Annotated in this window: 27 protein-coding genes and 2 pseudogenes; 17 read left to right on the top strand and 12 right to left on the bottom strand. The window is 70.8% G+C overall.

Going from position 1 to position 25,657, the window contains the following annotated elements; all coding sequences use genetic code 11:
* Positions 1-118 (bottom strand): annotated as a pseudogene (locus AB0A94_RS18710) (BlaI/MecI/CopY family transcriptional regulator); the annotation flags it as partial.
* Between the two features lie 186 nt (positions 119-304).
* On the opposite strand from AB0A94_RS18710, the gene AB0A94_RS18705 reads away from it, so the two are divergent.
* From AB0A94_RS18705 to AB0A94_RS18680, 6 genes are all read left to right on the top strand, one after another.
* A complete protein-coding gene (locus AB0A94_RS18705; protein ID WP_361745561.1) occupies positions 305-571 on the top strand; it encodes a GlsB/YeaQ/YmgE family stress response membrane protein in 267 nt (88 codons plus the stop codon).
* A gap of 135 nt (positions 572-706) precedes the next feature.
* Entirely contained in the window at positions 707-1,282 is a 576-nt protein-coding gene (locus tag AB0A94_RS18700; RefSeq protein WP_361745559.1) for a TerD family protein, read from the top strand.
* Positions 1,283-1,391: 109 nt separating this feature from the next.
* Positions 1,392-2,099 carry a hypothetical protein gene (locus tag AB0A94_RS18695; protein WP_361745557.1) on the top strand — a complete coding sequence of 236 codons (708 nt, stop codon included), beginning with the start codon at positions 1,392-1,394 and terminating at the stop codon, positions 2,097-2,099.
* Positions 2,056-2,640, top strand: a complete 585-nt coding sequence (locus AB0A94_RS18690) for a TerD family protein (RefSeq protein ID WP_361745555.1) — start codon at positions 2,056-2,058, stop codon at positions 2,638-2,640. Before AB0A94_RS18695 ends, AB0A94_RS18690 begins: the two co-directional genes overlap by 44 nt.
* 62 nt (positions 2,641-2,702) lie before the next feature.
* The gene (locus AB0A94_RS18685; protein ID WP_361745553.1) at positions 2,703-3,005 is read left to right on the top strand and encodes a twin-arginine translocase TatA/TatE family subunit; all 303 of its coding nucleotides are present in this window, start codon (positions 2,703-2,705) and stop codon (positions 3,003-3,005) included.
* A gap of 78 nt (positions 3,006-3,083) precedes the next feature.
* Positions 3,084-3,347 carry a GlsB/YeaQ/YmgE family stress response membrane protein gene (locus AB0A94_RS18680; protein ID WP_361745551.1) on the top strand — a complete coding sequence of 88 codons (264 nt, stop codon included), beginning with the start codon at positions 3,084-3,086 and terminating at the stop codon, positions 3,345-3,347.
* 53 nt (positions 3,348-3,400) lie between these two features.
* Here AB0A94_RS18680 and AB0A94_RS18675 read toward each other — a convergent pair whose 3' ends face one another.
* Both AB0A94_RS18675 and AB0A94_RS18670 read right to left on the bottom strand, forming a co-directional pair.
* Positions 3,401-3,739 carry a helix-turn-helix domain-containing protein gene (locus tag AB0A94_RS18675; RefSeq protein ID WP_361745549.1) on the bottom strand — a complete coding sequence of 113 codons (339 nt, stop codon included), beginning with the start codon at positions 3,737-3,739 and terminating at the stop codon, positions 3,401-3,403.
* A 52-nt stretch (positions 3,740-3,791) separates the two neighbouring features.
* Positions 3,792-4,481, bottom strand: coding sequence for an ATP-dependent endonuclease (locus tag AB0A94_RS18670; RefSeq protein WP_361745547.1), 690 nt, complete (start codon positions 4,479-4,481; stop codon positions 3,792-3,794).
* Here AB0A94_RS18670 and AB0A94_RS18665 point away from each other — a divergent pair.
* Positions 4,480-4,686: a hypothetical protein gene (locus AB0A94_RS18665; protein ID WP_361745545.1), complete on the top strand. Its 207-nt coding sequence runs from the start codon at positions 4,480-4,482 to the stop codon at positions 4,684-4,686. The genes AB0A94_RS18670 and AB0A94_RS18665 overlap by 2 nt on opposite strands.
* Before the next feature lie 137 nt (positions 4,687-4,823).
* Positions 4,824-5,012 carry a hypothetical protein gene (locus AB0A94_RS18660; RefSeq protein WP_361745543.1) on the top strand — a complete coding sequence of 63 codons (189 nt, stop codon included), beginning with the start codon at positions 4,824-4,826 and terminating at the stop codon, positions 5,010-5,012.
* A gap of 90 nt (positions 5,013-5,102) precedes the next feature.
* On the opposite strand, the gene AB0A94_RS18655 is transcribed toward AB0A94_RS18660, so the two are convergent.
* The 4 genes from AB0A94_RS18655 to AB0A94_RS18640 form a co-directional block, all read right to left on the bottom strand.
* Positions 5,103-5,513 (bottom strand): PIN domain-containing protein, encoded by a 411-nt coding sequence (locus AB0A94_RS18655; protein WP_361745541.1) that lies wholly within the window; start codon positions 5,511-5,513, stop codon positions 5,103-5,105.
* Positions 5,510-5,731 carry a type II toxin-antitoxin system VapB family antitoxin gene (locus AB0A94_RS18650; protein WP_361745540.1) on the bottom strand — a complete coding sequence of 74 codons (222 nt, stop codon included), beginning with the start codon at positions 5,729-5,731 and terminating at the stop codon, positions 5,510-5,512. Before AB0A94_RS18650 ends, AB0A94_RS18655 begins: the two co-directional genes overlap by 4 nt.
* A gap of 577 nt (positions 5,732-6,308) precedes the next feature.
* A complete protein-coding gene (locus AB0A94_RS18645; protein WP_361745538.1) occupies positions 6,309-7,418 on the bottom strand; it encodes an SPFH domain-containing protein in 1,110 nt (369 codons plus the stop codon).
* A gap of 29 nt (positions 7,419-7,447) precedes the next feature.
* The gene (locus AB0A94_RS18640) at positions 7,448-7,885 is read right to left on the bottom strand and encodes an NfeD family protein (protein ID WP_361745536.1); all 438 of its coding nucleotides are present in this window, start codon (positions 7,883-7,885) and stop codon (positions 7,448-7,450) included.
* Between the two features lie 587 nt (positions 7,886-8,472).
* Between AB0A94_RS18640 and nhaA the strand changes: the two genes are divergently transcribed.
* The gene (gene nhaA, locus AB0A94_RS18635; RefSeq protein WP_361745534.1) at positions 8,473-9,792 is read left to right on the top strand and encodes a Na+/H+ antiporter NhaA; all 1,320 of its coding nucleotides are present in this window, start codon (positions 8,473-8,475) and stop codon (positions 9,790-9,792) included.
* Positions 9,793-10,078: 286 nt separating this feature from the next.
* The gene (locus AB0A94_RS18630) at positions 10,079-11,785 is read left to right on the top strand and encodes a SpoIIE family protein phosphatase (RefSeq protein ID WP_361745532.1); all 1,707 of its coding nucleotides are present in this window, start codon (positions 10,079-10,081) and stop codon (positions 11,783-11,785) included.
* Positions 11,786-11,818: 33 nt separating this feature from the next.
* On the opposite strand, the gene AB0A94_RS18625 is transcribed toward AB0A94_RS18630, so the two are convergent.
* Positions 11,819-12,352: a hypothetical protein gene (locus AB0A94_RS18625; RefSeq protein ID WP_361745530.1), complete on the bottom strand. Its 534-nt coding sequence runs from the start codon at positions 12,350-12,352 to the stop codon at positions 11,819-11,821.
* A gap of 1,277 nt (positions 12,353-13,629) precedes the next feature.
* Here AB0A94_RS18625 and AB0A94_RS18620 point away from each other — a divergent pair.
* Positions 13,630-14,283, top strand: coding sequence for a DUF5994 family protein (locus AB0A94_RS18620; RefSeq protein WP_361745574.1), 654 nt, complete (start codon positions 13,630-13,632; stop codon positions 14,281-14,283).
* Positions 14,280-14,405: a hypothetical protein gene (locus AB0A94_RS18615; RefSeq protein ID WP_361745529.1), complete on the top strand. Its 126-nt coding sequence runs from the start codon at positions 14,280-14,282 to the stop codon at positions 14,403-14,405. Before AB0A94_RS18620 ends, AB0A94_RS18615 begins: the two co-directional genes overlap by 4 nt.
* A gap of 618 nt (positions 14,406-15,023) precedes the next feature.
* Here the strand turns inward: AB0A94_RS18615 and AB0A94_RS18610 are convergent.
* Complete coding sequence (locus AB0A94_RS18610; RefSeq protein WP_361745527.1) at positions 15,024-15,941, bottom strand: alpha/beta fold hydrolase; 918 nt, start codon at positions 15,939-15,941, stop codon at positions 15,024-15,026.
* Positions 15,942-16,049: 108 nt separating this feature from the next.
* Between AB0A94_RS18610 and AB0A94_RS18605 the strand changes: the two genes are divergently transcribed.
* Both AB0A94_RS18605 and AB0A94_RS18600 read left to right on the top strand, forming a co-directional pair.
* On the top strand, positions 16,050-16,667 hold the full coding sequence (locus AB0A94_RS18605) for a TetR/AcrR family transcriptional regulator (protein ID WP_361745525.1): 618 nt from the start codon (positions 16,050-16,052) through the stop codon (positions 16,665-16,667).
* A 228-nt stretch (positions 16,668-16,895) separates the two neighbouring features.
* Entirely contained in the window at positions 16,896-17,552 is a 657-nt protein-coding gene (locus tag AB0A94_RS18600) for a DUF1326 domain-containing protein (RefSeq protein WP_361745523.1), read from the top strand.
* A gap of 178 nt (positions 17,553-17,730) precedes the next feature.
* Here the strand turns inward: AB0A94_RS18600 and AB0A94_RS18595 are convergent, their stop codons facing one another.
* A complete protein-coding gene (locus AB0A94_RS18595; RefSeq protein WP_361745573.1) occupies positions 17,731-18,558 on the bottom strand; it encodes a DUF2182 domain-containing protein in 828 nt (275 codons plus the stop codon).
* 606 nt (positions 18,559-19,164) lie between these two features.
* Between AB0A94_RS18595 and AB0A94_RS18590 the strand changes: the two genes are divergently transcribed.
* The 3 genes from AB0A94_RS18590 (at position 19,165) to AB0A94_RS18580 (ending at position 22,018) form a co-directional block, all read left to right on the top strand.
* Positions 19,165-20,079 carry an NADP-dependent oxidoreductase gene (locus tag AB0A94_RS18590; protein ID WP_361745521.1) on the top strand — a complete coding sequence of 305 codons (915 nt, stop codon included), beginning with the start codon at positions 19,165-19,167 and terminating at the stop codon, positions 20,077-20,079.
* Positions 20,080-20,115: 36 nt separating this feature from the next.
* Positions 20,116-20,595, top strand: a complete 480-nt coding sequence (locus AB0A94_RS18585) for a MarR family transcriptional regulator (protein ID WP_361745520.1) — start codon at positions 20,116-20,118, stop codon at positions 20,593-20,595.
* A 337-nt stretch (positions 20,596-20,932) separates the two neighbouring features.
* Positions 20,933-22,018: an alkene reductase gene (locus tag AB0A94_RS18580; protein ID WP_361745572.1), complete on the top strand. Its 1,086-nt coding sequence runs from the start codon at positions 20,933-20,935 to the stop codon at positions 22,016-22,018.
* Positions 22,019-22,342: 324 nt separating this feature from the next.
* On the opposite strand, the pseudogene AB0A94_RS18575 reads toward AB0A94_RS18580, so the two are convergent.
* Positions 22,343-23,005: pseudogene (locus AB0A94_RS18575) on the bottom strand (hypothetical protein).
* Positions 23,006-23,660: 655 nt separating this feature from the next.
* Positions 23,661-25,631 carry an Ig-like domain repeat protein gene (locus AB0A94_RS18570; RefSeq protein WP_361745518.1) on the bottom strand — a complete coding sequence of 657 codons (1,971 nt, stop codon included), beginning with the start codon at positions 25,629-25,631 and terminating at the stop codon, positions 23,661-23,663.
* Positions 25,632-25,657: the final 26 nt, after the last annotated feature.

Raw genomic sequence — 25,657 nt, 5'->3', positions numbered from 1 at the left:
GGCGCTCCTGCACCCAGCCGGCCGTCGCCGGGCCGCCCGCCTCCCGCAGCGCCGCCAGGACCAACGCCTCCAGCTCACCCTGCCCCCGCCGCCGGGAACCCTCCCGTCGCTCCGCCACGCGCCCCGCCTCCCTTCCGCCGCCATCCGTTTCCCGCGCGGACATCGTATAGACGCCCCCGAGACCATCACGCCACCCGACGAGCCTCGAAGATCCCCCGCCACGTCATCTACAGAATTGTAGAATTTACGCCGCCCCAGGGCGTGCCCGTACACAAGCAGGACCACTGAAAGGAGCATCGGGGACATGGGTGTCACCGCGTGGCTGGTGCTGGGACTCCTCGCCGGAGCGATCGCCAAGGCCATCCTGCCCGGCCGCGATCCAGGCGGCTGCGTCGGCACGACGTTCATCGGCATCGCCGGCGCCTTCCTGGGGGGCTGGCTGTCGGCGGAACTCCTCGACCGGCCGGTCCAGCGTGAGTTCTTCGACGCCGCGACCTGGGGCTCGGCCGTCGCGGGTGCGCTCGTACTGCTGATCGCCTACCGCCTGCTGCTCGGCAACTCACGGAACTGACGTGGAACATCGTGCGACCACACAGGCCCCCGAGACACGGTCGCACCCTCTTCCACCTTCTCTACAGTGATGTAGATTCTTTAGCCCGGGTCCGTGCCACGGACCTCGACCGCACCTGCCGAGAAGGAGCACGCAGTGGGAGTTTCCCTGTCCAAGGGCGGCAACGTCTCGCTCAGCAAGGAGGCACCGGGCCTGACCGCCGTCCTGGTCGGCCTGGGCTGGGACGTACGAACGACCACCGGCACCGACTACGACCTCGACGCCTCCGCGCTGCTCCTCGACACGTCCGGCAGGGTCCTGTCCGACCAGCACTTCGTCTTCTACAACAACCTGAAGAGCCCCGACGGTTCGGTGGAGCACACCGGCGACAACCTCACCGGTGAGGGCGAGGGCGACGACGAGGCCGTCAAGGTGAACCTCGCGGCCGTACCCGCCGAGGTCGACAGGATCGTGTTCCCGGTGTCCATCCACGACGCCGAGAACCGCGGCCAAAGCTTCGGCCAGGTCCGCAACGCCTTCATCCGCGTCGTCAACCAGGCCGACGGCGCCGAGATCGCCCGCTACGACCTGTCCGAGGACGCCTCCACCGAGACCGCCATGGTCTTCGGCGAGCTGTACCGCAGCGGCGCCGAATGGAAGTTCCGCGCGGTCGGCCAGGGCTACGCCTCGGGCCTGGCCGGGATCGCCGCCGACTTCGGCGTCGGCGTCTGACACTCCGCGGAGGCTGCGCCGGACCGGCTCTCCCCTCGGGACAAGGTCGGCGCCGCCTCCCCGCCGCTCCGAGAGCACCACCGAAGCCTTCCACCCGTCAGGAGACCATGTGGCCGACCCACTGCGCCTTCGCCCGGAGGACAGGCCCGACTTCGAAGCGGTACTGCACCTGGCCCTCATCACCACGGACATACAGGCGGCCCTGAGCACCGATCCCACCGGCCGGGCCACCGCGCGGCTGCGCCTCCGCGCACTCGGGGACGCCGACGAGATAGCCGCCGCGGCACGCGCGGAATACGGCACGTACCTCGCCTTGCGTACGTCTGCAGAGCCCGACCCGCCGCCACATCCCGCCGTCGGCAGCCTGTTGCCTGCCCTGGCGGTACTCACCCCGCTCATCGCCGCCACATCCGCCGCGGTCCTGCTCGTCCTCGGCTACCTGCTGCAACTGGCCGACGCTGAAGACACACTCCCCGGCTCACTGTTCACCGCCGGATGGGTCATGACGCTGATCGCGGGCACCAGCGCCCTCCTCGCCTTCGCCGCGATGCTGAGGACGGCGATACGCGGCGGCGACGGAACCGCACACGCGGCGCGCCTGCAGCAGGCGCGGCAGAACTGGCAACGGGCCCTGTTGGACCGGAGCCTACTGCCCCACCTGCGGCGGTGCCTCCGCGAGGATCCGTCCCTTTGCCCCACCCCGCCCCTGGGCGTCCACACCGCTCACTCCCACGACTCCCGCACCGCCACCCATCCGAAGGAGCACCCCTCCCATGTCGGTCAACCTGACCAAGGGCCAGCAGATCAGCCTCAGTAAGTCCGACGGCACCGCCCTGACGTCCGTCCGTATGGGCCTCGGCTGGCAGGCCGCACCCCGCAAGGGCTTCCTCGCCAAGCTCACCGGGACGCGGGAGATTGACCTGGACGCCTCCGCGGTGCTCTTCGCCGCCGGACGGCCCACGGACGTCGTCTTCTTCCAACACCTGGTCAGCGACGACGGCTCGGTCCGGCACACCGGTGACAACCTCACCGGCGGCGCGGGCACGGGAGGAGACGACGAGGCCGTCCTGGTCGACCTGGCCCGCGTGCCCGCCCATATCGACCAGATCGTCTTCACCGTCAACTCCTTCACCGGCCAGACCTTCGCCGAGGTGCAGAACGCCTTCTGCCGCCTGGTCGACGAGACGACCGGCGCCGAACTGGCCCGCTACACGCTCACCGGCGGCGGCGGCCACACCGCTCAGGTCATGGCGAAGGTCCACCGCTCCGGCGGCGGCTGGCAGATGAAGGCCATCGGCGCACCCGCCACCGGCCGCACCTTCCAGGACCTGCTCCCGGCCATCACGCCCCACCTCTGAGCGCCACTGCCGCTACGCTCGCGCCGGACAGGCCCGGGTCCCGGAAAAGAGAGCAGGACACCATGTTCGGACTGAGCGAACTCGCCGTCATCCTCATCGTGGTCATAGCCGTCATCCTCGCCAAGAAGGGCCCCGAGCTGGCCCGCTCCGCAGGCAAGTCGGCCCGCATCCTCAAGGCCGAGGCCCGCGCCATGAAGAAGGAGGAGAACGGGGCGGCGGACACGCCGCCGCCCCGGGTCATCCCGGGTGAGACCGCTGTACCGGGCACCGGCGCGACCGTCCCTGGCACGGAACAGCCGCCGGCCCCGGCACCCGAACGGAACGAGCGCACGGACGGTGCGTCGCCACAGGACAGGAGGCCGTAGGCACCGCTCATCCCGGACTGATCAGCTTTCGAACGGGCACTCGCATGTCACCGACGACTGAGGAGTGACAAACCGGCCATGGAGATATCAGGCATCATCAGCGCGATCGTCATCGGCATCGTGATCGGGGTCCTCGGCCGACTGGTCGTCCCCGGTCGCCAGCGCATCGGCGTCCTCTGGACGATCCTGATCGGCATCATCGCCGCCTTCATCGGCACAGCCATAGCCTCCGGCTTCGGCGTCGCCGACACCGACGGTGTCGACTGGATCGAGTGGCTCTTCCAGATCGCCCTCGCCGCCGTCGGAGTGGCGGCGGTCAGCAAGGTGAAGCTGCGGCGCTGAGCCGCGTTGCGGACCTGCTGGTGATCGCACGGTAAGCCATACGGCGCGGAGAGTCATCCCGCCTCCGCGCGTGCACCGGACAGCAGACGTCCGAAGAGTTCGGTACTCGCCGCACTGTCCTCCAGGAGCGCATGTCTCAAGCAGCCGCGCGGCACCGGGTCCGTACCGAAGACCCGGACGGAGACCCCGCCGGGCGAGGCCATCACCCTCTTGTCCGGATGGAGGCCGTGCGGCTGCTCTGCGATGCGATCCAGGACATGTTCGTCCACCGCCGCGCGCGAGCCCTCCTTGGTGCCGAAGTGGCGGGTGACCAACGCCGGCGAGGGACCGACTGCGGTTGCCACTACCCGAGTGGAGATCGCCTCGAAACCGCGCTCGGCGAACAGCTCCAACACCGCCTCCCGTAACTGCGTCCGCCCCGTCAGATCGCTTTTCGCCACTGCCTCATGGCCGCAGAGCAACTGCGGTGTCGTCGATCGACTCGGGGCGCGTCACAGCGTGGTCGGCCACGCGACGAGTCGGCGGGCGCCGTCCTGCCAGCGCCCGGGCATTCTCCAGCAGGGCGTGCAGCAGGAAGGGAGGCTCCGCCGCGACGGTGCGGGTCGTCTCCAAATACGTTGCCGCGTTCTTCCCGTCAATGCCCCCGCCGGTGCGGACGAGCTCCTGCCGCCTCTCCTCCCAAGCCGGCCAGTGCTGGTCGAGATAGGTCTCCAGAGTGTCCTCGAAGACGGTGTAGCGGCCGGTCGAGTCGTCGGATGGCTGCGGAGTCGGCGCCGCTCCCAGGTACTGCAGAAGATTCGAGTTCTTGGTCCGGTTCGTCCGCGCCTGGCGCTCGAACGCCCGCTCCTTCTCCTGACGCTGCTCAGGAATGAGGTGACGCACCGACTCCCGCTTACGGTCTTCCATGCCGAGGTCGCCGTCGAAGACGACGTAGCACGGCACGCCCAAGGCGCTGAAGAGAGCGTCGGAGATCATGAGGTTGTCCTTGCCGTGGACCTCGATGACGCTGATGCCGTCCGCCCCCAGATTGATCCCGGACCGCTCGGCGCAACCAGTGATCACTCCTCCATCCCCGCGCCCCTCGACGAGAACGACGGCATGGGCGAAGAAGCCCTCCGCCAGCGCGGATCCCATGGCGTTGCAGCGTGAAGTGTTCGGGGGGACCGGCTACGAGGACGACCGCAGCCCGGCGACAATCCTGCGCGCCATGTTGTCCCGTAGCCGTGGCGTTCATCAGGCGTATGAGGTCGTACGGGCCGGCCGACGCGGCGAGAAACTCTACGAGGTCGACGAAAAGGGGGCGCGGGTCTTTCATCTGGGGGCGAGCCGCGGGAACTGACCGACGCCCTGGTACGCCACACCTACAACGGCGAGTCGACAACGGACTCTCCCCCAGCCGCCGGCTTCACGGCGGCGGGTCGCCACTGGGCGGACGTACGGGCGAAGGTTGAAGAGCTGACGAAAGCCGTGGAAGCCATGGCAGTCCTCCCCGTCGATGAAGGCGGACGCAGCCTCGTCGAAAGGGACGGCTGGGACGACGCACAGATCGCGGAGCTGCGGCGGAGACTCGACCGGAGCGACCGCAAACTGGCCGCCTGGGCAGACACGTACGACTTCAACGGACAAGCTGCTCAGGAGCAGGCGGACGAAGACCAGGAATCCTGACAGCCTTCATGTAGAGATCGTCACCGCACAGGAGAAAACGAAGCGATCCCCGGCCCGCCACACGCTGTACCTGTCAGGTGGCAAGGCGCCTCAAGCGATGTCGTGGACGTTGTGCTCAGTCAGGTCGGATGCGTGCCGAGCAATCGCCCGGTAGTCGGCATCGTCGTGGAGGACAGCCAGGCCATGGTGGGCCGCGGTGGCGGCGATGAGGAGGTCCACCGCCGAGGCGCTGCGATGCTCCCCTGCCCGAGCCATACGGTGTTGCACCGCACCGATCCAGCGCCCCGCATTCTTCGGCACCGACACGTCGGGGTAGAGATCGATGAACATCTCCACGATCTCGTCGTACTCGCTTCCGGTCCGGGCGCTGTGAAGGAACTCGGTGCGCTGCACATAGCAGGACGCGATGGCTCCGGCGTCGATCGCGTCATGCCAGGCCGATTGCAGTTTCGGATCGCGGAGCAGCCGGACCAGGCCGGACGTGTTGAGCAGGTAGATCACCGGCTGTGCTTCTCCGCCCGGTGCAGACGCTCGGCGTCCTCGACGGCACCCCACTCACGGGCCCGCTCGAAGTGACGGCTGATGCGCGCCGCACGCTCCTGCTGCTCGGCGTAGAAGTGCAGAGCGAGGTTGACCGCCTCCTTCTTGGTCCTGACCCTGGCCAGAGCCATGACGCGCTCCAGGGCGTCGTCATCGATGTCAATCTGGGTCACAGACACGGGGCACCTCCCGCACGATGTTGGTTATGTACATAGAAGAATGCTTCACCAACACTGACGCGGCCACGTCTTAGTGTCGGATCTGTGGTCACGACGGACACTCCAGGTCAGCCCGGCAGACGATGCCGACTGGTCGGTGTGAAGCGCCGCGCGCACATATGACTCGATCGCTGGTGGTGCCCGTGCCCAGAGCGTGCCCGTAAGAGCGGACAACCATGGTCAACAGCGGTTTGACCGGGGCCGCGCAACGGTGTTGGCACGATGAATCGGCGCAGGTCAGCAGCCGTCCAGCCGTGCAAGCGCCGCCGCTTCCCAAGCTGAGAGCGCGAGTTCGATTCTCGTCACCCGCTCCATGCGAAACCCCCAGGTCAGCGACCCGGGGGTTCTTTGTCGCCTGGACCAGTGGGAAGGCTGCGGGCCGGAACGGCTTCTTCTCCGAGGCAGTCGGCTCATTCGTCACCGGCTCGACGCGCCGACGGGACAGCGGTGGAAGCCCTCGTCTCCCGAACCGGGTGACGGTCTCTCACGGCGGTCCTCGGCGAGAGCCGAGGCTCCTTGGCAAAGCCGAGGTCGGGACTCAGCTGCCGGACGTCCGCCCTCGGCGCGGCACCTGTGGCGACTTCGCGGCCTCGGCCTCCGCCTTGGCGTCGCTCACCGCGGCGGCCGCCTGCTTCTCGGCCTCGTCAGTAGCCGTGGCGGCGTCGAGGGAAACCGTCGAGCCCGCATCGAGCTGCGGGATCCGGAGGTCGTCCGACGCGTTGCCGACGTCGGCGGTGGCTTCCTCCGCGGACGGTACGGGCTTGGCAGGGCCTGCCGCCGACTCGTCGCCGAACGCACGCGTGACGGTCCGTACCGCCTCGGTCAGCTCCCCCGGGATCACCCAGAACGTGTTGTTGTCGCTGCCAGCCAAGTGCGGCAGTGTCTCCAGGTACTTGTAGGCCAGGACTTTCGGGTCGGCATTGTTGCGATGGACGGCCTGGAAGACGAGTTCCACCGCCTTGGCCTCGCCGTCCGCCCGAAGGATCATGGCCTGTTGCGTGCCCTGGGCCTCCAGGATGTCCTTCTGCTTCGTGCCTTCCGCGGTAAGGATCTTGGCTTGCCGCTCCCCTTCGGCGTGCAGGATGGCCGCGCGCTTGTCACGCTCGGCCCGCATCTGCTTCTCCATCGCCTCCTTGATGGTGTGCGGTGGATCGATGGCCTTGATCTCGACCCGGTTGACCCGGATGCCCCACTTGCCGGTGGCATCGTCGAGTACGGCGCGGAGCCGGGAGTTGATCTCCTCACGCGAGGTGAGCGTCTCCTCCAGATCCATGCTGCCGATGACGTTGCGCAGCGTGGTCACGGTGAGCTGATCGATCGCCTGGAGGTAATCAGCGACCTCGTAGGCCGCCGCCCGCGGGTCCGTGATCTGGTAGTAGAGCACGGTGTCGATGTTCACCACGAGGTTGTCCTCGGTGATCACCGGCCTGGGGTCGGACGAATAGACCTGCTCACGCACGTCGAGCTTGGTGTTGATCCGGTCCGCCACGGGCAGGACGAGGTTCAGGCCGGGTTGCAGTGTCCGGCGATAGCGGCCGAACCGCTCGATGTTGTAGCGGCGCGCCTGCGGGACGATCCGCACGGTGGAGGCCACGAGGAAGACGACGACGAGGGCCGCCACGAGAAGGGTGATGCCAACTGGGTCCACAGTGCCTCCGTTGCTGTTCGTTCAGCCGTTCACGGAAGGAGCTCGCGGGGGTAGACGACGGCCTTGGCACCATCGATCTCCATGACATCCACCAACGCACCCACCGGGATCACAAGGCTCTCGTCGAGGGCGCGGGCGGACCATTCTTCGCCGGAGAGCTTGATCAGGCCACGGGTCGCGGTGACCTCCTGCATGACCTCCGCCCGTTTGCCGATCAGCGCATCGCTGCCCTCGCGTACGAGGGGTTGCTGTGCCATATGCCGCAGCGCGACAGGACGAACGATGAGGAGCCCCGCTGCCGCCGCTGCTCCGAGGGCCACGAGCTGTCCGAGAATGCCGATACCGAAACCGGCGACTACGGCGGCGACCAACGCAGCGCCCGCCAGCAGGCCGAAGAACAGTGTCAGGGTGAAGAACTCCGCGGCGCCCAGCGCCGCGGCGGTGATCAGCCATACGAACCACGGCATGGAATCACCCTCCTCCAGGAGGCCTTCTCCACCACGCTACCTCCCGGAACACTTGGCAGACAGACATGGCATCCGGGTTCTCGCGCGTTGAGGAGTCCGCCCTGATCGGCAGGGATACGCGGGCATGTGAACGGCTACCGCGGTCGTGGACGTACTGGAAGACGATCAAGGGGGCGCTCACGAGACCGTTCGTACTCGATCCGCGCCCGCAGGAGCGGACCACCACGGCCGACAGCGGTGCGCTCAGGTCCGCGCAACGACAACTCCGCACTGAATCCGCGGGGCCTGCCGCACTGCTGCGCACCTCGGCGAGTCGGCGCCCACGGACTTTCGCCGGCAGAGGGCGTGAAACAGCCTCCACCCCGGTGGGTCCCACACCGGTCGGTACAGCTCCTGCCTCAGGGGCTCTCACTCCTGCGGGACCTTCTCGGCATTCCTGCTCCAGATCGGCCGGGCGACGGTGAGCGGGCTACGGTGGGTGGGATGTGATGCATGCGCCATCAGGGCACGATCGCACCGGAACATCCGGTAGGCACCGGAGGGGGTTCGTGCCTGTGGCCGTTGCCCGCGGCCCGGAGGTCCTCCCGATGCCTGCTGCCCCGCGCGGGCCGTCTGTCTTCCTCGGACTGCTGCCCTGGCCGGAACGCGTACAGGTGGCCCGGGCCCTGCGCACGGAGACGGTGGGTGGCCTGATGCTGCTGATCGCCGCCCTGGTGGCGCTGGTGTGGGCGAACACCCCGTGGCGCGGCAGCTACGAGGCGCTGCGCGACGTCCACTTCGGGACAGCGGCACTCGGACTGGAACTGTCGGTGCGGCACTGGACCGCCGACGGACTGCTCACCGTCTTCTTCCTGGTCGCCGGGATCGAGCTCAAACGCGAGCTCGTGGCCGGCCGGCTGCGCACCCCGGCCACGGCGGTCCTGCCCGTGGTCGCCGCGGTGTGCGGCATGGTGGCGCCTGCGGGGATCTACCTGGCCACGGCCGCGGCCGGTGGTGGCCGGGCCGGCGGCTGGGCGGTGCCGATGGCGACCGACATCGCTTTCGCACTCGCGGTCCTCGCCGTGCTCAGCACCCACATGCCGACCGCACTGCGGGCCTTCCTGCTCACCCTGGCGGTCGTCGACGACCTCGGCGCGATCCTGGTCATCGCGTTGTTCTTCACCAGCCGCCTGAACCCGGCAGCCCTCGCCGGGGCTGTCGGCGGCCTGGTCGTCTTCTCCCTGCTGCAACGGTTCGGGGTGCGCGGATGGTGGTGGTACGTGCCCTTGGCGGTGGTCACCTGGGCGCTGATGTACAACGGCGGGGTGCACGCCACCGTGGCCGGGGTGGCGATGGGACTGATCCTTCGCTGCGCCCGCGACCAGGATGCGGGGGAGGACGCCTCGCCCGGGGAGCGCACCGAGCACCTGCTGCGTCCGGTGTCGGCCGGTTTCGCGGTCCCCCTCTTCGCCCTGTTCGCCGCCGGAGTGAGCATCTCCGTTCCCGTGCTGGGCCAGGTGTTCACCCGTCCCGAGCCGCTGGGCGTGGTGCTCGGCCTGGTCGTCGGCAAGGCCGTGGGGATCTTCGGGGGGACCTACCTCGCCGCCCGGTACACCCGGGCCCGGCTCAACCCCGAACTGGCCTGGGCCGATGTCTTCGCCCTCGCGGTTCTCGCCGGAATCGGGTTCACGGTCGCCCTGCTCATCGGCGAGGTGGCCTTCGTCGACCCGGCTGACACCGAGCGGATCAAGGCCGCCGTCCTGGTCGGCTCACTGCTCGCCGCCGGCATGGCCGCGGTGCTGGTCAAGCGCCGTAACAGCATCTACCGCAGGCTGTGGGAGGAGGAGCACCTCGACGAGGACGCCGACGGCATCCCCGACGTCCACCAGCGCGGTACGGGCAGGCTGAACCGTGCCCGGCGCCGGTGACGGCAGGTGGCCGACAGCCCGCCGCGGGAGAGCCGGCCACACCGGGTGACCGCCGACGCGCACGGCCGACCGGTCGATGCCCGACGAGGAGGCGACCGGTGACGTCACCGACACCCGCAGCGCGGAGCGTGCCCGGGCCCGCCGCTCGGACACACACCCGAGCAGGTCGTACTCCGCATCGTTGTCAGCTCGGGGGATCATCGATCCACTGGTGTGTCGGCCTGCCGACGCGCCCGCGGTCTTCGGCGAGGGTTCGCACGACTGGAGAGGCGGCATGGTGGAGGACGTGGGAGATGAGGGTCGGTGGCGGTCGGCGGCCGAGCCGGGTTTCTGGTGGCAGGTCGTCGAACGGCTGGGCACGGCCCTGATCGTGGTGGACTCCGCCGGACGGATTCTCGCGGTCAACCCGGCCGCCGAGCGCCTGCTGGGCCGTGCCGCCGCCGCGATGCGCGGGGAGGACGCACACGACCTGCTGCACCGGGACGCGGCCGGCGGCCTGGTCCCCCGGGGACAGTGCCCGCTGCTGCGGTCCCTGGCCGAGAGGGCCGAGGCACGGGGGGAGGGTGACATCTGTCTGCGCGGTGACGGCCGCCTGACCGCGATCTCCTGGTCCGCTTCTCCCCTGACGGACGACGGCGCCTTCAAGGGCATGGCCGTGCTGTTGACCGACGCCGCCGGCGACCGCAGCGCGCGTCGGGAGCGTGCGGCCTATACGCGTGCTCTGGAGGACCTCACCGAGCGGCTGACGCTGGTGGCGGAGATCACCGACGTGCTCGGTCAGACACTGGAGATCGACGAGGCCCTCGCCCGGCTGGGCCGCCTGCTGGTTCCCCGCCTCGCCGACTGGGCGGCAGTGGACCTGCGGGTCGGTTCCGGACAGGTCCACCGCGTGGCGGTGACGGGTCCCGGGGGCCGCGACGCCGCACAGGAGGACTGGCGCGAGCGCCTGCCCGAGGCCGAGGTGGCGGCCCGCTCTCCGCTGGTCCAGGTGCTGAACGGTGGTGATCCCGTCCTGCAGCGCGAGGCGGACGTGGCCGCGCCGACCGGCTCCGCCCTGGCCGCCGTCCACAGCGGCTTCCTGCGGGCGGTGGGCGCGACCTCCACCATCACGGTGCCGCTGGGCTCCGCTCGTCAGGTCACCGGCGCCCTGACGCTGGTGCGCACCGGCCCGGAGTCCCCCTTCGACACCGACGACCTGAAAGTGGTGGGCGACATCGGCCGCCGGGTCGGCCTGGTCATCGACAACGCCCGCCGGTTCGGCCGCCAGCGTGCCGTCGCCGAGGCCATGCAGCGCAACCTGCTCGCCCCGCTGCCCCAGCACGGCCGTCTGCGACTGGCCGCCCGCTACCAGCCCGCCCCGGCCGGCTCCCAGGTCGGCGGCGACTGGTACGACGCCTTCGAGCTGAAGGACGGCACGCTCGCGCTGGTCATCGGCGACGTCGTGGGCCACGACCTCACCGCCGCGGCCGGCATGGCACAGCTGCACGGCATCCTGCGGTCACTGGCCTGGGACCGCACCGGCCCGCCCGGTGCCGTCGTCGACCGCCTCGACGACGCCCTGCCCGCCATCACCACCGTCCCCATGGCCACCCTCGTCCTCGCCCTGCTCGAAGGCAGCCCGCACACCGGCCCGTGGACGCTGCGGTGGACCAGTGCCGGGCATCCGCCGCCCCTTCTGCTGACTCAGGACGGACAGGCGCAATACCTCGAAACCGGGCAGGGACTCCTCCTCGGCGCCGGTCCGGTCACCGGTGGCGGTCGGCCGAACGCCGCACAGCCCCTGCCGCCGGGTTCCACCCTGCTGCTCTACACCGACGGCCTGATCGAGATCCCCGGCAGCGACCTCGACACCGGCCTCGCCCGTCTGCGCCGCCACGCCCTCGCGCTCGCCCACGAACCGCTGGACACGCTGTGCGACCAACTGCTCGCCCGCATGCCACCCGGCAGCACCGACGACGTGGCCCTGCTCGCCCTGCGGCTGCCGTCGCCGTGAGAACCGTGACGGCGCCGGCGCGGGACGTGGCGCTCAGGTCTCGAGAACCAGGACGCGGAACGGACCGAGTGGGGCCGTCCGAGGTGTGTCGCCTTCGACGTACCGCCACCCCCAGGACCGCAGTGCCTCGACGGTCCTGTGGTCGGAGCGGTTCACCAGCGTGACGGCGACGGCGGCGCCGTGGTCGGTGAGCAGCCGTTTCTGCAGTCGCCGGGCGAGGTTCCAGGCACGGTCCTGGTTCTGCCTGCGTACGCGGGACGGAACGTGGATGCCGGAGATCACGAAGAGGCGTCCGGCGGCGGCGAGCCGGAGCAGCCTCCCCGGAAGGTACCCGTCGAAGCCCTCCCACCAGGGACCGTCGCCGCGTACGGGAAACCCGTATGCGCAGCCGGTCAGCGCGGTGGTCTCCGCGATCAGCAACTCGAATCCCGGTCGCCGTACGTCTGCCGCCAGCCGCCGTAGGAAGGCGCCGCGGGCCTGGTTCCACGCCCAGGGGCCGCCGCCGGACGTCTCCGCGTACAGATCGCCCAGCTCCTGCAGATGGTCCTCGATCTGACGCCTGGTCAACGGGCGGACGCGTTGCCCCTCGCGGGGCGAAGAGCCGCGCTCCGGCCCGGATGGGCCGGGTTTCCGCGTACCGCGCCGGCCCGGGTCGTCGGGTCGCCCGAGGAACTCTGTGATGGTCGGCGGAACCGGCATGTTCACGGTCATGAGGCAAACCCTGCCCCGGGCACGGGCGGATCCGGCCCGGCGTCGTCGGTCGCCGAGAGCGGCGCCGGTGTCGGAACCGGCGCGCGACATGCCCTCGATGCCTTCAACCGTACTCTCGGGGCCTCACCCCTTGTGGGCCGACGGTGGCCGAGAACGCCGAGGCGGGTACGGCGATGCCGTCCGCTCCGCCGCGGACGAGGGCGCGCGGGAGTACGGTGGACGTACCGAGGGCATGTCGCACACCGGCTCACGCGCCGGTCTCGTCCTCGGCGAGACACTCCGCCGGAAAGCCCGCGCAACCGCAGAAGTTTCCGGAGACAGGTCAGAGCGATGGCCTCGCCCCTCGACACGTCACCCGCCGCCGGTGTGTGGCCGGAGCCCGACCCGCGCAGAGCCGTATTCCTGCTCTTCACCGCCGGCCCCGCCACGTCACCGCCTCCACACGCACGGGGGACGGCAGACCTACTCCTCCCGAGCGCTTCTCGCGGTCGGCCGACCGTCAGGCAGTGAACGAACGCCATGAACACCGCCCTCACCATCGCCGCCTTCCTCGTGCTTGTCGCGGGCGGAGCGTACGTGATCCACCGGCTCAACTCGGCGCACGCCGAAAGGATCGCCATGCGTTCCTACAGCCGTTTCCGTCCAGGCCGCCAGGCCGCCCCCGACCGCGCCGCCGACACCACCGCGCCGCCCCCACCCTCCTCCGCCCCGGCCACCCCGCACGAGCGTCGTGACCATCGCGACGGCGGTCGGGGACGCTTCCGATCACGCCGCCGTCGGGACCGGACCACGCACAAGACGCCGACCTCCGCGGGGCATCGAGGCCAAGCCGCGCGACAGGGCTGAGGCCACCATCGCCGTCGGCCCCGAAGTCGCCCGACGGGTGGCGCGCCTGCTGCGCCGGCGCTTCCACTGCGACGAGTCACGCAGCCACCCCGCGGGCGCCGGCGGTCAGGGCAACCCTGCTCCGTCTCACAGTCGACACCGGGGACGAAGAGCCCTCAGCCGAGTCGCCCTGGCTGACCACCCACCACACCCGGGCGGGACGCCCCCACACCGACGAGCCGGGCTGACCCCAGCCCACCACAGCACCGGCCACCGCACAACAGCCGTCCGAAGACAGGAACCGCGACATAAGACCGCCCACCGGCACAGGCCCACCGCCCCGCACCGCTGAACGCGCCCCGGCACGCCCGGAATGCACCTGTCCGGCCCCTGTCCGGCACGCCCTGCGCCCGTCGGCCTTCCCGACCGGTCCCGTATGCGGCGCCTGGTGGCCCCGTACTGACGACCTGATGACCGAACTTCCCGCGCTCGCCGAGGCGTTCGACGCGACACGAGGAGGCGTGTCGCGCATGGCGTCCCACCGCGACACCTGGTCGGTGGCGCCCTGCGACCTGTCCGTGACCGGGCACACGGTGAAGGCCGCGTGGTTCGCGTCCGGTTTCGACCCGCACCTGATCCGGCTCTTCTCGTACGGCGTCGGACGCCGGGACCTGCTCGTCGTCCCGCCCCGGACCGAGACCGCCACGGCCGCGCTGCTCATGGCCGCGGCGGCCGACCCCGCGCTCCGCCTCACCGTGAGCGAGCTCCTGGCGGCCGAGCGACACCTCCACGCCGAGGACGAGGCCGTACGCGAGCAGGGGCGGCTGGAGCAGTGGGAAGACGAGGGTGGAGCACCGAGGCACCCCTCGGCCCCGCTCTCCCCTCCCGCAACTGTTACGGTTCGTGACCCCCTTTTCGCTTCCCTCCGGGCACTCCCCCCGAGGCGGCGCGAGCCGCGATGACCGAAGCGGTCCGCGCCGGCAGCCCCAAGCAGGCCCAGCAGATCCTGATCGACACCGGCACGGATCAGGCCCGTCCGACCGGCCCGGCGACTGCGGACGGCCCTCGGCGGGAGGACCGGTGACTCCGGCCGAACCGCCGACGCGACGACGGCAGCGGCACGCGCGGCCGACTCGTACGTTGTGGGCGCGCGAGCGGAGAGGAACAGTTTCCCGCGGCCCGGAAACACGTCTGCCGGATGTCGTGCCCTTCGCGTGCCCGTAAGAACGGAGAACCACGGTCCACCACGGTGCGATCCGGTCTGAAGGCATGGGACTTCAAACCGCGTACGCGCAGGTCAGACCCCACGCACCCCCGCAAGCGCCGTCGCTTCCCGAGCTGAGAGCGCGCCTTCGGTTCTCGTCACCCGCTCCGTGAAGAAGCCCCAGGTCAACGGCCTGGGGCTGCTGCTTTGCCGGGCACGCGGAGGGCGCGAGTTCTCCGCCCCTGCGACGGCTTCACCGCTCCCGGCGCCGCCGGACGCCACCGACCTGCGGGGGCGCCGCGTTCACCGCGGCCCCCGCCCGTGGGAGCCCTCGGCTTGCCGTTGCCCCGTGAACCTGGCGGGGGCCGGGATACGCCACAGCGGCCGCGTACGCCCGAGTCCGGGGTGGTGGAAGGGACTTGGCGCCGGCTCCTTCCGTCACGAGCGGCAGAAGGGGCCTTGCGCCTCGGCCCGGTCGCATGCGCGGCCCGGCGGTCGTCAGTCGACGGAGGCCATGAAGTCCAGCATCCTGCGGTTCATCTCCTCCGCGTGGTCGATCTGAGGTCCGTGCCCGGTGCCGGTGATGATCTCGGCACGGGCGCCGGGTACCAGGCGTGGAACGCGTTCCCTCTGACGCTCGGGGTGCAGCAGGAGGCTGCGCTTGCCGAGCACCAGGTAGAGGGGCGTACGGATGGTGGACAGTTCCGCCTCGGACAGGGGAAGCGGTGCCGGACGACGGATGCGGTAGGCGCGGACGGCCGTCCTGATCATCGTGCGCAGCTCGGGCATGACCAGGACCGGCTGTTCCAGCCAGGCCGCCAGCCGCGGGCGCAGCGCCTTGGGCGCGAACGTCGCGAAGAGGCCGGCGAAGATCCAGACGAAGAAGCGCAGCCCCACCTTCTCCAGACCGCCCGGGTCGAGCAGGGTGACCGAGGCGAGGCGTTCGGGCCTGCGGTGCGCCTGGTTCAGGGCGAGCCAGCCTCCGTAAGAGGTGCCGACGAGGTGAACGCGTTCGAGCCCGAGCCCGTCGAGCGTCTCGTCCAGCCACTGCGCGGCCCGTTCGGGCTGGTGGATCGGTTCTCGCTGCACGCTGCGGCCGGGGTCACCCGGGGTGTCAACGGCGTAGACGGGGCGGTCGGCGCTGAGGGCGGGGGTGTTCGGGTACCACATGGCGGAGCAGGAGCCCGCTCCGTGCACCAGGACGATGGGGGTGCGGGACCGGGCCGCGGGGTCGGTGGGCCCGTAGCGGTACACGTGGGTGGTGCCGAACGAGGTCTCCACATCCTGCTCCGCGAGGACGGGCGCCCCCAGCGCGTAGACGGCGTCACACGCGGCGAAGTAGCGGTCGCGCCACGCATCGCTCACATAGCGGCCGACGTCGGCCTGGGTGCGGGCAGCGGTCTCGGACACGGCCACCTCCGGAAGGTCTCGGTTTCGTGGTACGAACGTACCACGATGTTGATACGGCTGTACCATCAAGAGGCCCCGCGAGGGCGCAGCGGACGATGAGCGGAGAACCAGCCGATGCCCAGGCGTGTGGACCATGCGGAACGGCGCACCGAGATGGCGGAGGCGCTCGTCCGGGTCGCCGGGCGACGCGGGCTGCATGCCGTGGGGATGCGCGATGTGGCAGCCGAGGCGGGCGTGTCCCTGCGGCTGGTGCAGTACTACTTCGAGACCAAGGAGAAGTTGCTGCTCTTCGGGCTGGAGCACCTGACCGGGAAGTTCGGGGAGCGGCTCTCCGCCCGCATCCGAGCCGCCGGGGACGCTCCGGGGCCGCGCGCGACGATCGAGGCGCTGTTGATGACGGCGCTGCCGACCGACGAGGAGAGCCGCACCTTCCACCACCTCTACACCTCGTACGCCGTTCTGGCCGTGACCGACCGGACGCTCGCGGCGCAGCCCTTCATCAGGAACCCTGACGCCGCCGAAGGTGCCGTGGCGGACATCCTCCGGCGGGCACAGGCGGCGGATCTGCTGCGGCCCGGCGTGGACGCGCAGTTGGCGGCGGCCGGCCTGCTCGCGATGTCCGCGGGGCTCGGCACCGGCATCCTCGTCGGTCAGCGCAGTCCCGAGTCCGCCGCCGCGGTCCTGAACGACCATCTCGACCGCATCTTCCGCACGGTCGACGCGGCCGGCTGACGCAAGAGCCGTTCGCGGTCCTGCTTCCCGAGTGCCCGGTGGCGGCGCACCCCGCGTGAGCGTCTCCTCACGGACCCGGCCCGGTTTGTCGGCGTCCTCGGTTCCCGTACCGGGACGCGGGGTGCAAGCTGGAAGGGAGGCCGCCCCGTCGTCCGGGCGCGGGCTCGGGCCACGCGGTCTCGCCACTCCGATTGAGCTCCTCCTCGAGCTCGGCAGGAGGGAAGCGGGATGACAGATCACGTCACCACCGGCACACGCTGGCGTCTGGCCGGTGATTGGTTCGACGTGTGCAAGTGCGCCATACCGTGCCCCTGTACGTTCGCCCAGCCGCCGACCTACGGCGACTGCGAGGGCGTGCTGGTCTGGCACATCCGGGAAGGCAGCTTCGGCGATGTGCGGCTCGACGATCTCAACGTCCTGATGCTCGGCTCCTTCGTCGGCAACGCCTGGGCCGGCACGCACTCCGACTCGTACGCGGCGCTCTTCCTCGACGAGCGGGCCGACGATCGGCAGCGCGCCGCGCTCGGGGCCATCTTCGGCGGTGAGGCGGGCGGGTGGCCCGCGCAGTTCGGGGAGATGTTCCACCCCGAGATGCGCGGCATGGACTTCGCCCCCGTCCACGTCGAGGTCGACGAGGACCTCGCCGCCTGGCGGGCCGAGGTTCCCGGCCGGGTCACGGCCACCGCCGAGGCGCTCACCGGCCCGACGACGCCGGACGGCGCACGCGTCCAGGTCCACAACGCCCCGGGCGCCGAGGTCGGACCGGGCCAGGTCGCCACCTGGGGACGGGCCACCGCCGACCGCGCCGACGCGTTCGGCTTCTCCTGGGAGCGCTCGGGGAAGTCGAGCAAACACTTCCCGTTCGACTGGAGCGGTCCCGGCTGAGACAGGACGCGTCGTCGCCAGGACGCGTCGTCGCCAGGACGCGTCGTCGCCAGGACGCGTCGTCGCAGGGGCGGGCCCGTGGGCCCGATGGGCCGGCTTCAAGGCGAACCCCCACAGCGCGGGCTTCCTCGGTCACCGGCGACCGCCTGGCGGACGCGTCCTCCTCGAGAGGCCCGAGTCACATACCGTCCGTCGTCGCCCGCAGACCGGGCAGCAGCCAGTCCTGGAACGGCGCGAGCACGGCGAGTACGAGAAACGCGACGCCGACGCCCCGGGCGAGCAGCGGCCCACGGGACCACAGCTTCTCCACGAAGACCACCACGGCCAGCCCGGCCATCGCCGCCACGTTCATCACTCCGAGCGGGACCAGGACGATCATCAGTCCCGCGCAGCAGCCGACGCAGTAGGTGCCGTGGTGGACGCCCACCCGAAGGTCGCGGGCCGGCGGCCGGAACCCGGCGTAGCGCACCAGGTGGCCCATGGGGTCGCGGCAGTGCCGCAGACAGACGTTCTGGAGAGGGCCGAGCTGGTACAGGCCCGCGAGCAGGAAGGCCGCGGCGCCGATCCAGCGTCCGGCGGTCGGACGGCCGTCCACCAGGCCTCCGGTGAGGGCCAGGGCCGCGTAGGCGAGCAGGCCGAAGGCGGTCCACACCAGCAGATAACCGCCCACGAACCCGACGGTGCGCACGGTCCGCGTCCAGCCGGAGGACTGCCGGCCGATCCCGCGCACCCACGTGACGGCCACCGGCGCCATCGACGGCAGCATCATGGCCGCCGTCATCGTCAGCCACAGCAGCAGGAACAGCGGCAACGCCATCCCCATCGTGCCGGGCTCGACCCCCATGCCCCGGGCCTGCCCGATCGTCAGCACCCAGGCGGGCACGGCGACCAGGACGATCAGGAACCAGGCGGCGGCGAGGTCCCGGGTCGGCAGCAATCCTCCGCCCGCTCCGGTCGGCGCGGGCGATCGGGCGGACGCGAGAGCGGAGATCCGGCTGTGACGCATCGGCATGCACTCCTGCGGCTGGTTCCATGACAGCACTCATCCCGCCGCGGTGCGACCCCGCGTGCGGTGGCCCCGGCCGGGTACGCCGAACGGTGGCCCCGGCCGGGTACGCCGACGGGAGAGCACGACGCGCAGCACCATGACGGACTCCCCGCGGTCCCTGCCGCCCGCAGCCGAGACGCAGGGGCCGGCCCTCCCCCCACCGCGACCGGGACTTCGAGTGCGGCGCCGCGGTCACCGGTCAGGCGCTCCTCCGGCGCGGACAAGAACCCGGCACGCGAACCACGCGGCCGGGCGCCGGCCGTCCCGTGGGAACAGCGGCCGCCGGCCTGAGGCGGCCAACGGGTTCCGGCCGGGAGCCGGTGCATGCGCGAAGGTGCTCCCCGGCTGGATCCACGACCGGGTCCGGGCCGCCGCGAGCCCCCGGCCCCGCGGGGTCGCCGGACACCCGGACGGCCTGTCGGCGCGCGTCGTGACGGCGGACGGATCACTCACGGGGACCTTCGCCGAGCATTTACTTGGCTAGCCACACAATCGGTGTTACTTTTATGTGGCTGGCCACGAAAGTGGGCGGCGCACCGAACCCCACGTCAGGAGAGAGCAGCCATGAAGGCCATCGTTTTCGATACGTTCGGCGGCACCGAGGTCCTGCACGAGGCGGAGATCGCGACCCCCGAGCCCGGCCCCGGCCAGGTCCGCGTGCGGGTGCACGCCGTCGGTGTGAACCCGGTGGACGGCAAGATCCGCTCCGGTGTCATGGAGGCCATATTCCCCACCACGCTGCCCGCCGTGCCCGGCGGCGAGATCGCCGGTGTGGTCGACGCCGTCGGCGAGGACGTCGACCACCTGAAGGTGGGGGACGAGGTCCTGGGCTGGTCCGACACCGGTTCCTACGCCCAGTACGCCCTGGCCTCAGCCGCGGTCCTCGCCCCCAAGCCGGCCGGTCTGGACTGGACCCACGCCGCCGCACTGCCCGTGGCGAGCGACGGCGCCGAACGCGTGCTGGACCTGCTCGGCGTCGGCGCAGGTGAGACGCTGCTGATCCACGGCGCCTCGGGCGCCCTCGGCACCGTCGCCGTCCAGCTCGCCGTCGCCCGCGGCGCCCGCGTCATCGGCACCGCCGGGCCGGCCAACCAGGACTACGTCACCTCGCTCGGCGCCACCGCGCTGGTCTACGGGGACGACCTCGTCGAGCGGGTCCGCGCGCTCGCCCCCGAAGGGGTGGACGCCGTCTTCGACGCGGCCGGCAAGGGCGCGCTGGAGGACTCCATCACCCTGCGCGGCGGCACCGACCGGATCGTCACCACCGCCGACTTCCGCGCCCGCGAACTCGGCGTCGTCTTCGCCGAGGGGCCCCAGCGCCGCTCCGCCGCCCGCCTCGCCGAACTGGCTCGGCAGGCGGCCGACGGCACGCTGGTGACCACGATCGGCGCCACCTACCCGCTGGCACAAGCCGCCCAGGCGCAGCAGGCCAGCGACGCCGGCCACAACCGGGGCAAGATCGTCCTCACCGTCAACTGAACGATCACCGCCACTCTTGTGGCCGAGGGAGCAGCAATGTCCGGTTCCACGTCATCCCAGCCGCCGACCGCGGCGGGCGAGGGGCGATTGAGCTACGCCGTCTTCCAGCTGGCCCGCGCCCACCGCGGCCATGCCGCCGCCATGCTGCGTGCCATGAACCTGCACCCGGGCCAGGAACTGCTGCTGATGCAGCTCTTCGACCGCGACGGCCAGACCCAGGCCGAGTTGCTGGAGCAGGTGGGCCTCGACCACTCCACCGTCTCCAAGTCGCTGCGCCGCATGCAGGACGCGGGGCTGCTCACCCGGGAGCCCGCCCCCCACGACCGGCGGGTCATGGTGGTCCACCTCACCGATGCCGGGCGCGCCCTGCGGGAGCCGATCACCGACATGTGGCGCACCCTGGAGCAGATCTCGGTGCGCGATCTGACCCCCGAACAGGTCGAGATGTTCACCACGTGGGCCCGTTTGATCGAAACGTCGATCAGGGACCACGGCCGGCAGGCGCCTGCCGGGTGATCCCGCCCGGCCGAGCGGCTCACTCGCCGGGCCGACCGCTCCACCCCCGCACACGGCGAGGGGGCCCGAGGGCAGCCCTCGCCGCCCGGGGCGACAGGACGTCTCCACGGACGTGCCGACGCCACGGCTGCCTGGCACACCCGCCGCGATGACCGAGGGACGCCCGTCCTGGCACGCCGGCTCGCCGTGGACCCGCCGGCGCCCCACAGCCGCGGCTCCCGCCGACTCGGCCCGTGTACGCCCGTGCACGCCCGTGTACGAGAACCGCCCGTGGTACGACGACCGCGCCGCGGCCTCCTCTTCTCCTCCGACCCGTCACGACAACTGGGAGATCTCCATGCCGAACGCGTTCGCCCCGATCGAGATGGCCGGCCAGTCGCTGTCCAACCGCATCGTGATGGCGCCGATGACCCGCAGCCGGGCCTACGGGCCGGGCGCCACCGCGACCGATCTGATGGCGACCTACTACAGCCAGCGAGCGAGCGCCGGTCTCATCGTCACCGAGGGGATACAGCCCTCCGCCGTCGGCCAGGGATACCCCGACACCCCGGGCCTGCACTCCGCGGACCAGGTGGATGCCTGGCGCAAGGTCACCGATGCCGTCCACGCCGAGGGCGGGGTGATCTTCGCGCAGCTCATGCACACCGGGCGCATCGGCCACCCGAGCCTGCTTCCCGACGGCCTGCACCCCGTCGCCCCCTCACCCGTCGCGGCGAAGGGCCAGGTGTTCACCCACCGAGGACCGATGGACTTCGTCACCCCGCACGAACTGGACGCCGACGGCATCACCCGCACCATCGCCGACTTCACCGACGCGGCGCGCAACGCGATCGCCGCCGGCTTCGACGGCGTGGAGATCCACGGCGCGAACGGCTACCTGATCCACCAGTTCCTCGCGCCCAACACCAACCGGCGCACCGACGACTGGGGCGGCGACGTCACCGGCCGGGTCCGCTTCGCCCTGGAGACAGCCGCCGCGGTCGCGGAAGCGATCGGCGGCCACCGCACCGGCTTCCGCATCTCCCCCGCCAACCCCTACAACGACATCGCCGAGACGGACACGGCGGACGTGGAGGACACCTACACCACCCTGGTCGACCGGCTCGGAGAGCTGGGCCTCGCCTACCTGCACATGATCGAAGGCGCCGACCGGTCCCTGACCGCACGCCTGCGCAAGAACTGGCCCGCCACGTTCGTCCTCAACCCGTTCACCCACCCCGAGCCCACCGGCCCCGACGCCCTCACCCTCGTCCAGGAGGACACCACCGACATGGTCGCCTTCGGCGCGCTGTTCCTCGCCAACCCCGACCTGCCCACCCGCCTGGCCGACCACGGCCCCTACAACACCCCCGACCCCTCCACCTTCTACGGCGGCGACCACCACGGCTACACCGACTACCCGTACCTGCGGGACACGCCGTAGCACGTACCGCTGGTGGCCGAGGCGGTGTCGCCAGGCCCGGAGACCACCGGCCGGACCGTGCAGGCCGACCGGCACGCGACGGGCACACCGCTGGTGTCCACGTATCCGCTCCGCCCCGCGACGAGGACCCGGCGGGGCGGCCGGATCCGGACCGGCCGCAGGGCGAGCGCGGGACGAGCTCGGTTCTCGTCACCCGCTCCAGGGAGAAGGCCCGGGTCGGAGACCCGGGCCTTCTTGTCGTTCGTCCTGGTCCCCGTCCGCGCGCACCTCACGGGGACGATCCGCCCGGCGGTCTCGCTACCGCTTGTGCCGGACGTGCGGGTGTCAGGCCTCGAGGGTGTAGAGGTTGAACTCTTCCCAGCCGGAGATCTCACCGGAGCGGGCGCGCAGGACGTACTGGAGCGAGCCGGTGTAGCTGTTCTCCATGGTGACGAAGAGGCCGTTCAGCGTGGACTGGAGCGCCCAGCGGTCCAGGCTCTCGTTGTAGTAGAGGACGAACCGCTCCCAGCCGCCCACGCTGGTGGAGCGGGCGCGCAGCTCGTTCTGCGCGCTGCCGGTGAAGTTCTTCTCGACCGCCACGTAGAGGTTGTTGGCCAGGGACTTCAGCGCGTACGTACTGGTGGTCTCGTCCCACTCGAAGGCGAAGCCCTCTCAGGAACCGTTGTACGCATCGGAACGGGCCCGGAGCACACCGGTGTCGGGGGCGGGGTACGTCTTCTCCGTGGCGACGAACTTCTCGTTGCGGAGCGACTGCACGGCCAGCAGCTCGGGCTCCTCGGCCTGGGCGGAGACGTCGTCGCCGGCGGCGAGCGGCGCCCGCCGGGCGTCCGTGTCCTGGGCGATGTGCGTCAGTTCGGTGGCGTCGACCTTCTCCCACCCGCTGGGGACGGTCGCCGGCCGGTCGGCCTGCGGGGCCGCTCCGGCCGCGGGTGCGGCCCAGGCGGAGGCCACCAGCAGGGCACTGAGGGACAAGAGGACGGGGGTCATGCGTCTCACAGCTTTTCCTCACCCTTCATGGAACGGATTCTGGGCACGGCGAGACGGTGGGCCCACGACGGGTTTCCAGCCGTTTCCCTGAAGATCGACGACACACAGAGCACAAGCCGCTTCACACGCGCCGGTCGATTTCCCCGACGCACAGCCGGCCCCTCCCGTATCTCCCGCCCCCCACGACTGCGGTCGGCGCCCCTCCCCGGGCACTTCGGCAGCGGCTGCGCCACTTGGCGTAACCGCGCCAAGGTAAACGGTGGTGCGCGAGTTCCGGCAGTGATCCAACCTCGAATTACGTGAGGGTTCACCAACCTGCTCGCGAACCCTTTTCGCTTGTTCAGAAACAAGAAAACGCAGCCCGGTCCTTGGAATTCGGCACCGCGGCGGGTGGCCGGTGTGGGCGTCTCCCAGGCCTCCCGGCTCGTCCGGCGGGACACGTCGACGAGCTGGAACCGGGGCCGCGGGCGGTGGGCTTGGTGCAGCCGGGAGTCGATGGAACGGGGCCCGGTCCCGACCACGCCCGCGCGGGCCGCCACCGTCCGGACCCGGAGAGTGCTCCTTCCGCACCACGTCCGGGACGTCGCACGCGTCGCCGCCGCCGTCACCGGTACGGCCCGATGGGGTCCGGGGCCGTACCGGCGGACGGAGCGGGCTACTTGGTGAAGGTGAAGTACTTCCAGGCGCCGTGCGTCGTGGAGTTGACGCTGTCGCCGGAGGAGCCGTTGATGTACGACGAGCGCATGCGGGCGCGGATGCCGGACTCGCCCGGTGCCTCCAGGCGCACGGCCGACTTGCCGTCGGTGCCCAGGGCGAAGTACTCGGGGGTGGAGTCGTGCCAGGCGCCCTGGTAGTAGACCTGGAGCTGGAAGCGCTGCTTGCGGCCCTCGTAGTAGTTCATGGTGGTGGTGAACACCGGATCGGTGTTCTTGCGGAAGTAGTGGTACGTCGTGGAGCCGATCTTGCCCGTCTTGTAGTGCTTGGAGACGGAGGTGGAGACCTTCGCCCGGGCGTACCCCGTGGACTTCACGGTCTTCGAGGCGTAGCGGGCGTCTCCGCCGAAGACCGCGGAGACGGTGGTGTCGCGGGTCATGGTGACGGTCGCCGACAGGTCGCCCTTGGAGTTGACCTTGCCCGTCTTCAGCAGCTTCTTCGGCTTGTCGGAGCCGAAGGGGTCCGCGTAGATCGAGACGGTGCGGTTCTTGTACGTCGTGCCGAGGTGTGCGGTGAAGGTGACCTTCTTGCCGTACGAGTACAGCTTGCCGTTGTTGTTCAGGCTCAGCACGGTCGCCTTGCGCGAGACGTCCACCGTGTCCGAGCCGGAGGCCGGGGCGTGCGTGGCATCGCCCGCGTAGGAGACCTTGTAGGTGACCTTGCCGCCGGCGGGCGGGGTGTCCGTGAAGGAGAAGCTGCCGTCCGCCTTCGTCGTGACGGCGGCCAGCGCCTTGCCCTTCGGCGACTCGACGTCCGTACGGGTCACCTTGAGGCCGGTGCCGGCGGGGAGGGGCGTCCTGGAGGTCAGCTTGCCGGTGACGGTCAGCTTCTTGGCCCGTTCCGACTTGGCGGGGGCCGACACCTTGAGGGCGGGCAGTTCCTTGGTGGGGTCGGTCAGGGCACGCAGGGTGTGGGTGCCGTAGGTGTTCACGGAGACGGCGAAGACCCGGCTCGAGTCCGGCGCCCAGGCGAGCGCTCCGTCCACGAGGAGGTCCGCTCCGCTGCTGTTGCCGGTGTTGGGGAAGTCGTACTCCCGCACCGGCACCGGGTCGCCGGGGCGGTGGATGTGGACGTCGGGGTCGTACGAGGAGTCGCTGCCGCCCGCGACGCTGCCGTCGGGCGCGACCCGCACGGCGTTCGGGTAGGCGTCGATGGGGTAGCCCGACTGCTCGGTGAGGTCGGCGGTCGAGTAGGAGCCGAGGCCGTAGCCGTACCCCGGGTCGCCCCACGAGGTGAGGACCTGCTTGCCGTCGGGCGTCAGGTCCAGCTGCTTCACGGCGGTGTCCATGGAGCCCTTGACCCGCAGCGCGGCCCCGTCGGCCGAGACGTCGTAGACGGCGAGGTCGCCACCGTTGCCGGCCACCAGGACGCCCGGGACGGCCGGGTCGGACGCCAGGAACATCCCGAAGGCGCCGGAGAAGCCGATGTCGCCCCGCTGGGCGAGGTGGACGACGGGTTCGGGGCCGGAGGTGTCCAGCGAGCCGAAGTCCGTGCCGTGGGCGAACCAGATCCGGCCGTCCACCACCTCCAGATCGCCGGGAGCCGCGCCCACCGGGTAGCTCGCGGTCTGGGTGTACGTGCTCGTCTCCACCGAGACGATCCGGTTGCCGTTCTTCACGGCCGCGTACACCTGCCCGGAGTCGGCGGACAGCGCCAGGCCGGTCACGCCGGAAAGGTCGGTCAGTGTCGCCTTCACGGTGCCGCTGTAGTCGGTGACGACGATCGTGCCGCCGGTCGGATCGGAGACGTAGACCCGCTGGTGGGCACCGTCCACGACGATGTCGCCGACCGACTTCACCGGAAGGACCTTCGCGGAGTCGGCCGCCGCCGTACCCGCCGCGCCCCCTACCAGGGCGGCGGAACCGAGGACGACCGCGAGTGCCGTCGCGATCGTGATGCTGCGCCTGCGCACAGTGATGTGAACCCCCACAGAAGAAG

The organism is Streptomyces sp. NPDC044984, assembly GCF_040646935.1.
Taxonomy (GTDB): domain Bacteria; phylum Actinomycetota; class Actinomycetes; order Streptomycetales; family Streptomycetaceae; genus Streptomyces.
The sequence above is the reverse complement of the archived record's forward strand: the minus strand, read 5'-3'. Positions and strand labels throughout refer to the sequence as shown.

Bases quoted from the DNA above. Each gene is read 5' to 3' on its own strand.
- AB0A94_RS18705 (WP_361745561.1), top strand. From the start codon at position 305: ATGGGTGTCACCGCGTGGCTGGTGCTGGGACTCCTCGCCGGAGCGATC.
- AB0A94_RS18690 (WP_361745555.1), top strand. From the start codon at position 2,056: ATGTCGGTCAACCTGACCAAGGGCCAGCAGATCAGCCTCAGTAAGTCC.
- AB0A94_RS18685 (WP_361745553.1), top strand. From the start codon at position 2,703: ATGTTCGGACTGAGCGAACTCGCCGTCATCCTCATCGTGGTCATAGCC.
- AB0A94_RS18680 (WP_361745551.1), top strand. From the start codon at position 3,084: ATGGAGATATCAGGCATCATCAGCGCGATCGTCATCGGCATCGTGATC.
- AB0A94_RS18665 (WP_361745545.1), top strand. From the start codon at position 4,480: ATGGCGTTGCAGCGTGAAGTGTTCGGGGGGACCGGCTACGAGGACGAC.
- AB0A94_RS18670 (WP_361745547.1), bottom strand. From the start codon at position 4,481: ATGGGATCCGCGCTGGCGGAGGGCTTCTTCGCCCATGCCGTCGTTCTC.
- AB0A94_RS18660 (WP_361745543.1), top strand. From the start codon at position 4,824: ATGGCAGTCCTCCCCGTCGATGAAGGCGGACGCAGCCTCGTCGAAAGG.
- AB0A94_RS18640 (WP_361745536.1), bottom strand. From the start codon at position 7,885: ATGCCGTGGTTCGTATGGCTGATCACCGCCGCGGCGCTGGGCGCCGCG.
- nhaA (WP_361745534.1), top strand. From the start codon at position 8,473: ATGCCTGCTGCCCCGCGCGGGCCGTCTGTCTTCCTCGGACTGCTGCCC.
- AB0A94_RS18615 (WP_361745529.1), top strand. From the start codon at position 14,280: ATGACCGAAGCGGTCCGCGCCGGCAGCCCCAAGCAGGCCCAGCAGATC.
- AB0A94_RS18605 (WP_361745525.1), top strand. From the start codon at position 16,050: ATGCCCAGGCGTGTGGACCATGCGGAACGGCGCACCGAGATGGCGGAG.
- AB0A94_RS18600 (WP_361745523.1), top strand. From the start codon at position 16,896: ATGACAGATCACGTCACCACCGGCACACGCTGGCGTCTGGCCGGTGAT.
- AB0A94_RS18595 (WP_361745573.1), bottom strand. From the start codon at position 18,558: ATGCGTCACAGCCGGATCTCCGCTCTCGCGTCCGCCCGATCGCCCGCG.
- AB0A94_RS18590 (WP_361745521.1), top strand. From the start codon at position 19,165: ATGAAGGCCATCGTTTTCGATACGTTCGGCGGCACCGAGGTCCTGCAC.
- AB0A94_RS18585 (WP_361745520.1), top strand. From the start codon at position 20,116: ATGTCCGGTTCCACGTCATCCCAGCCGCCGACCGCGGCGGGCGAGGGG.
- AB0A94_RS18580 (WP_361745572.1), top strand. From the start codon at position 20,933: ATGCCGAACGCGTTCGCCCCGATCGAGATGGCCGGCCAGTCGCTGTCC.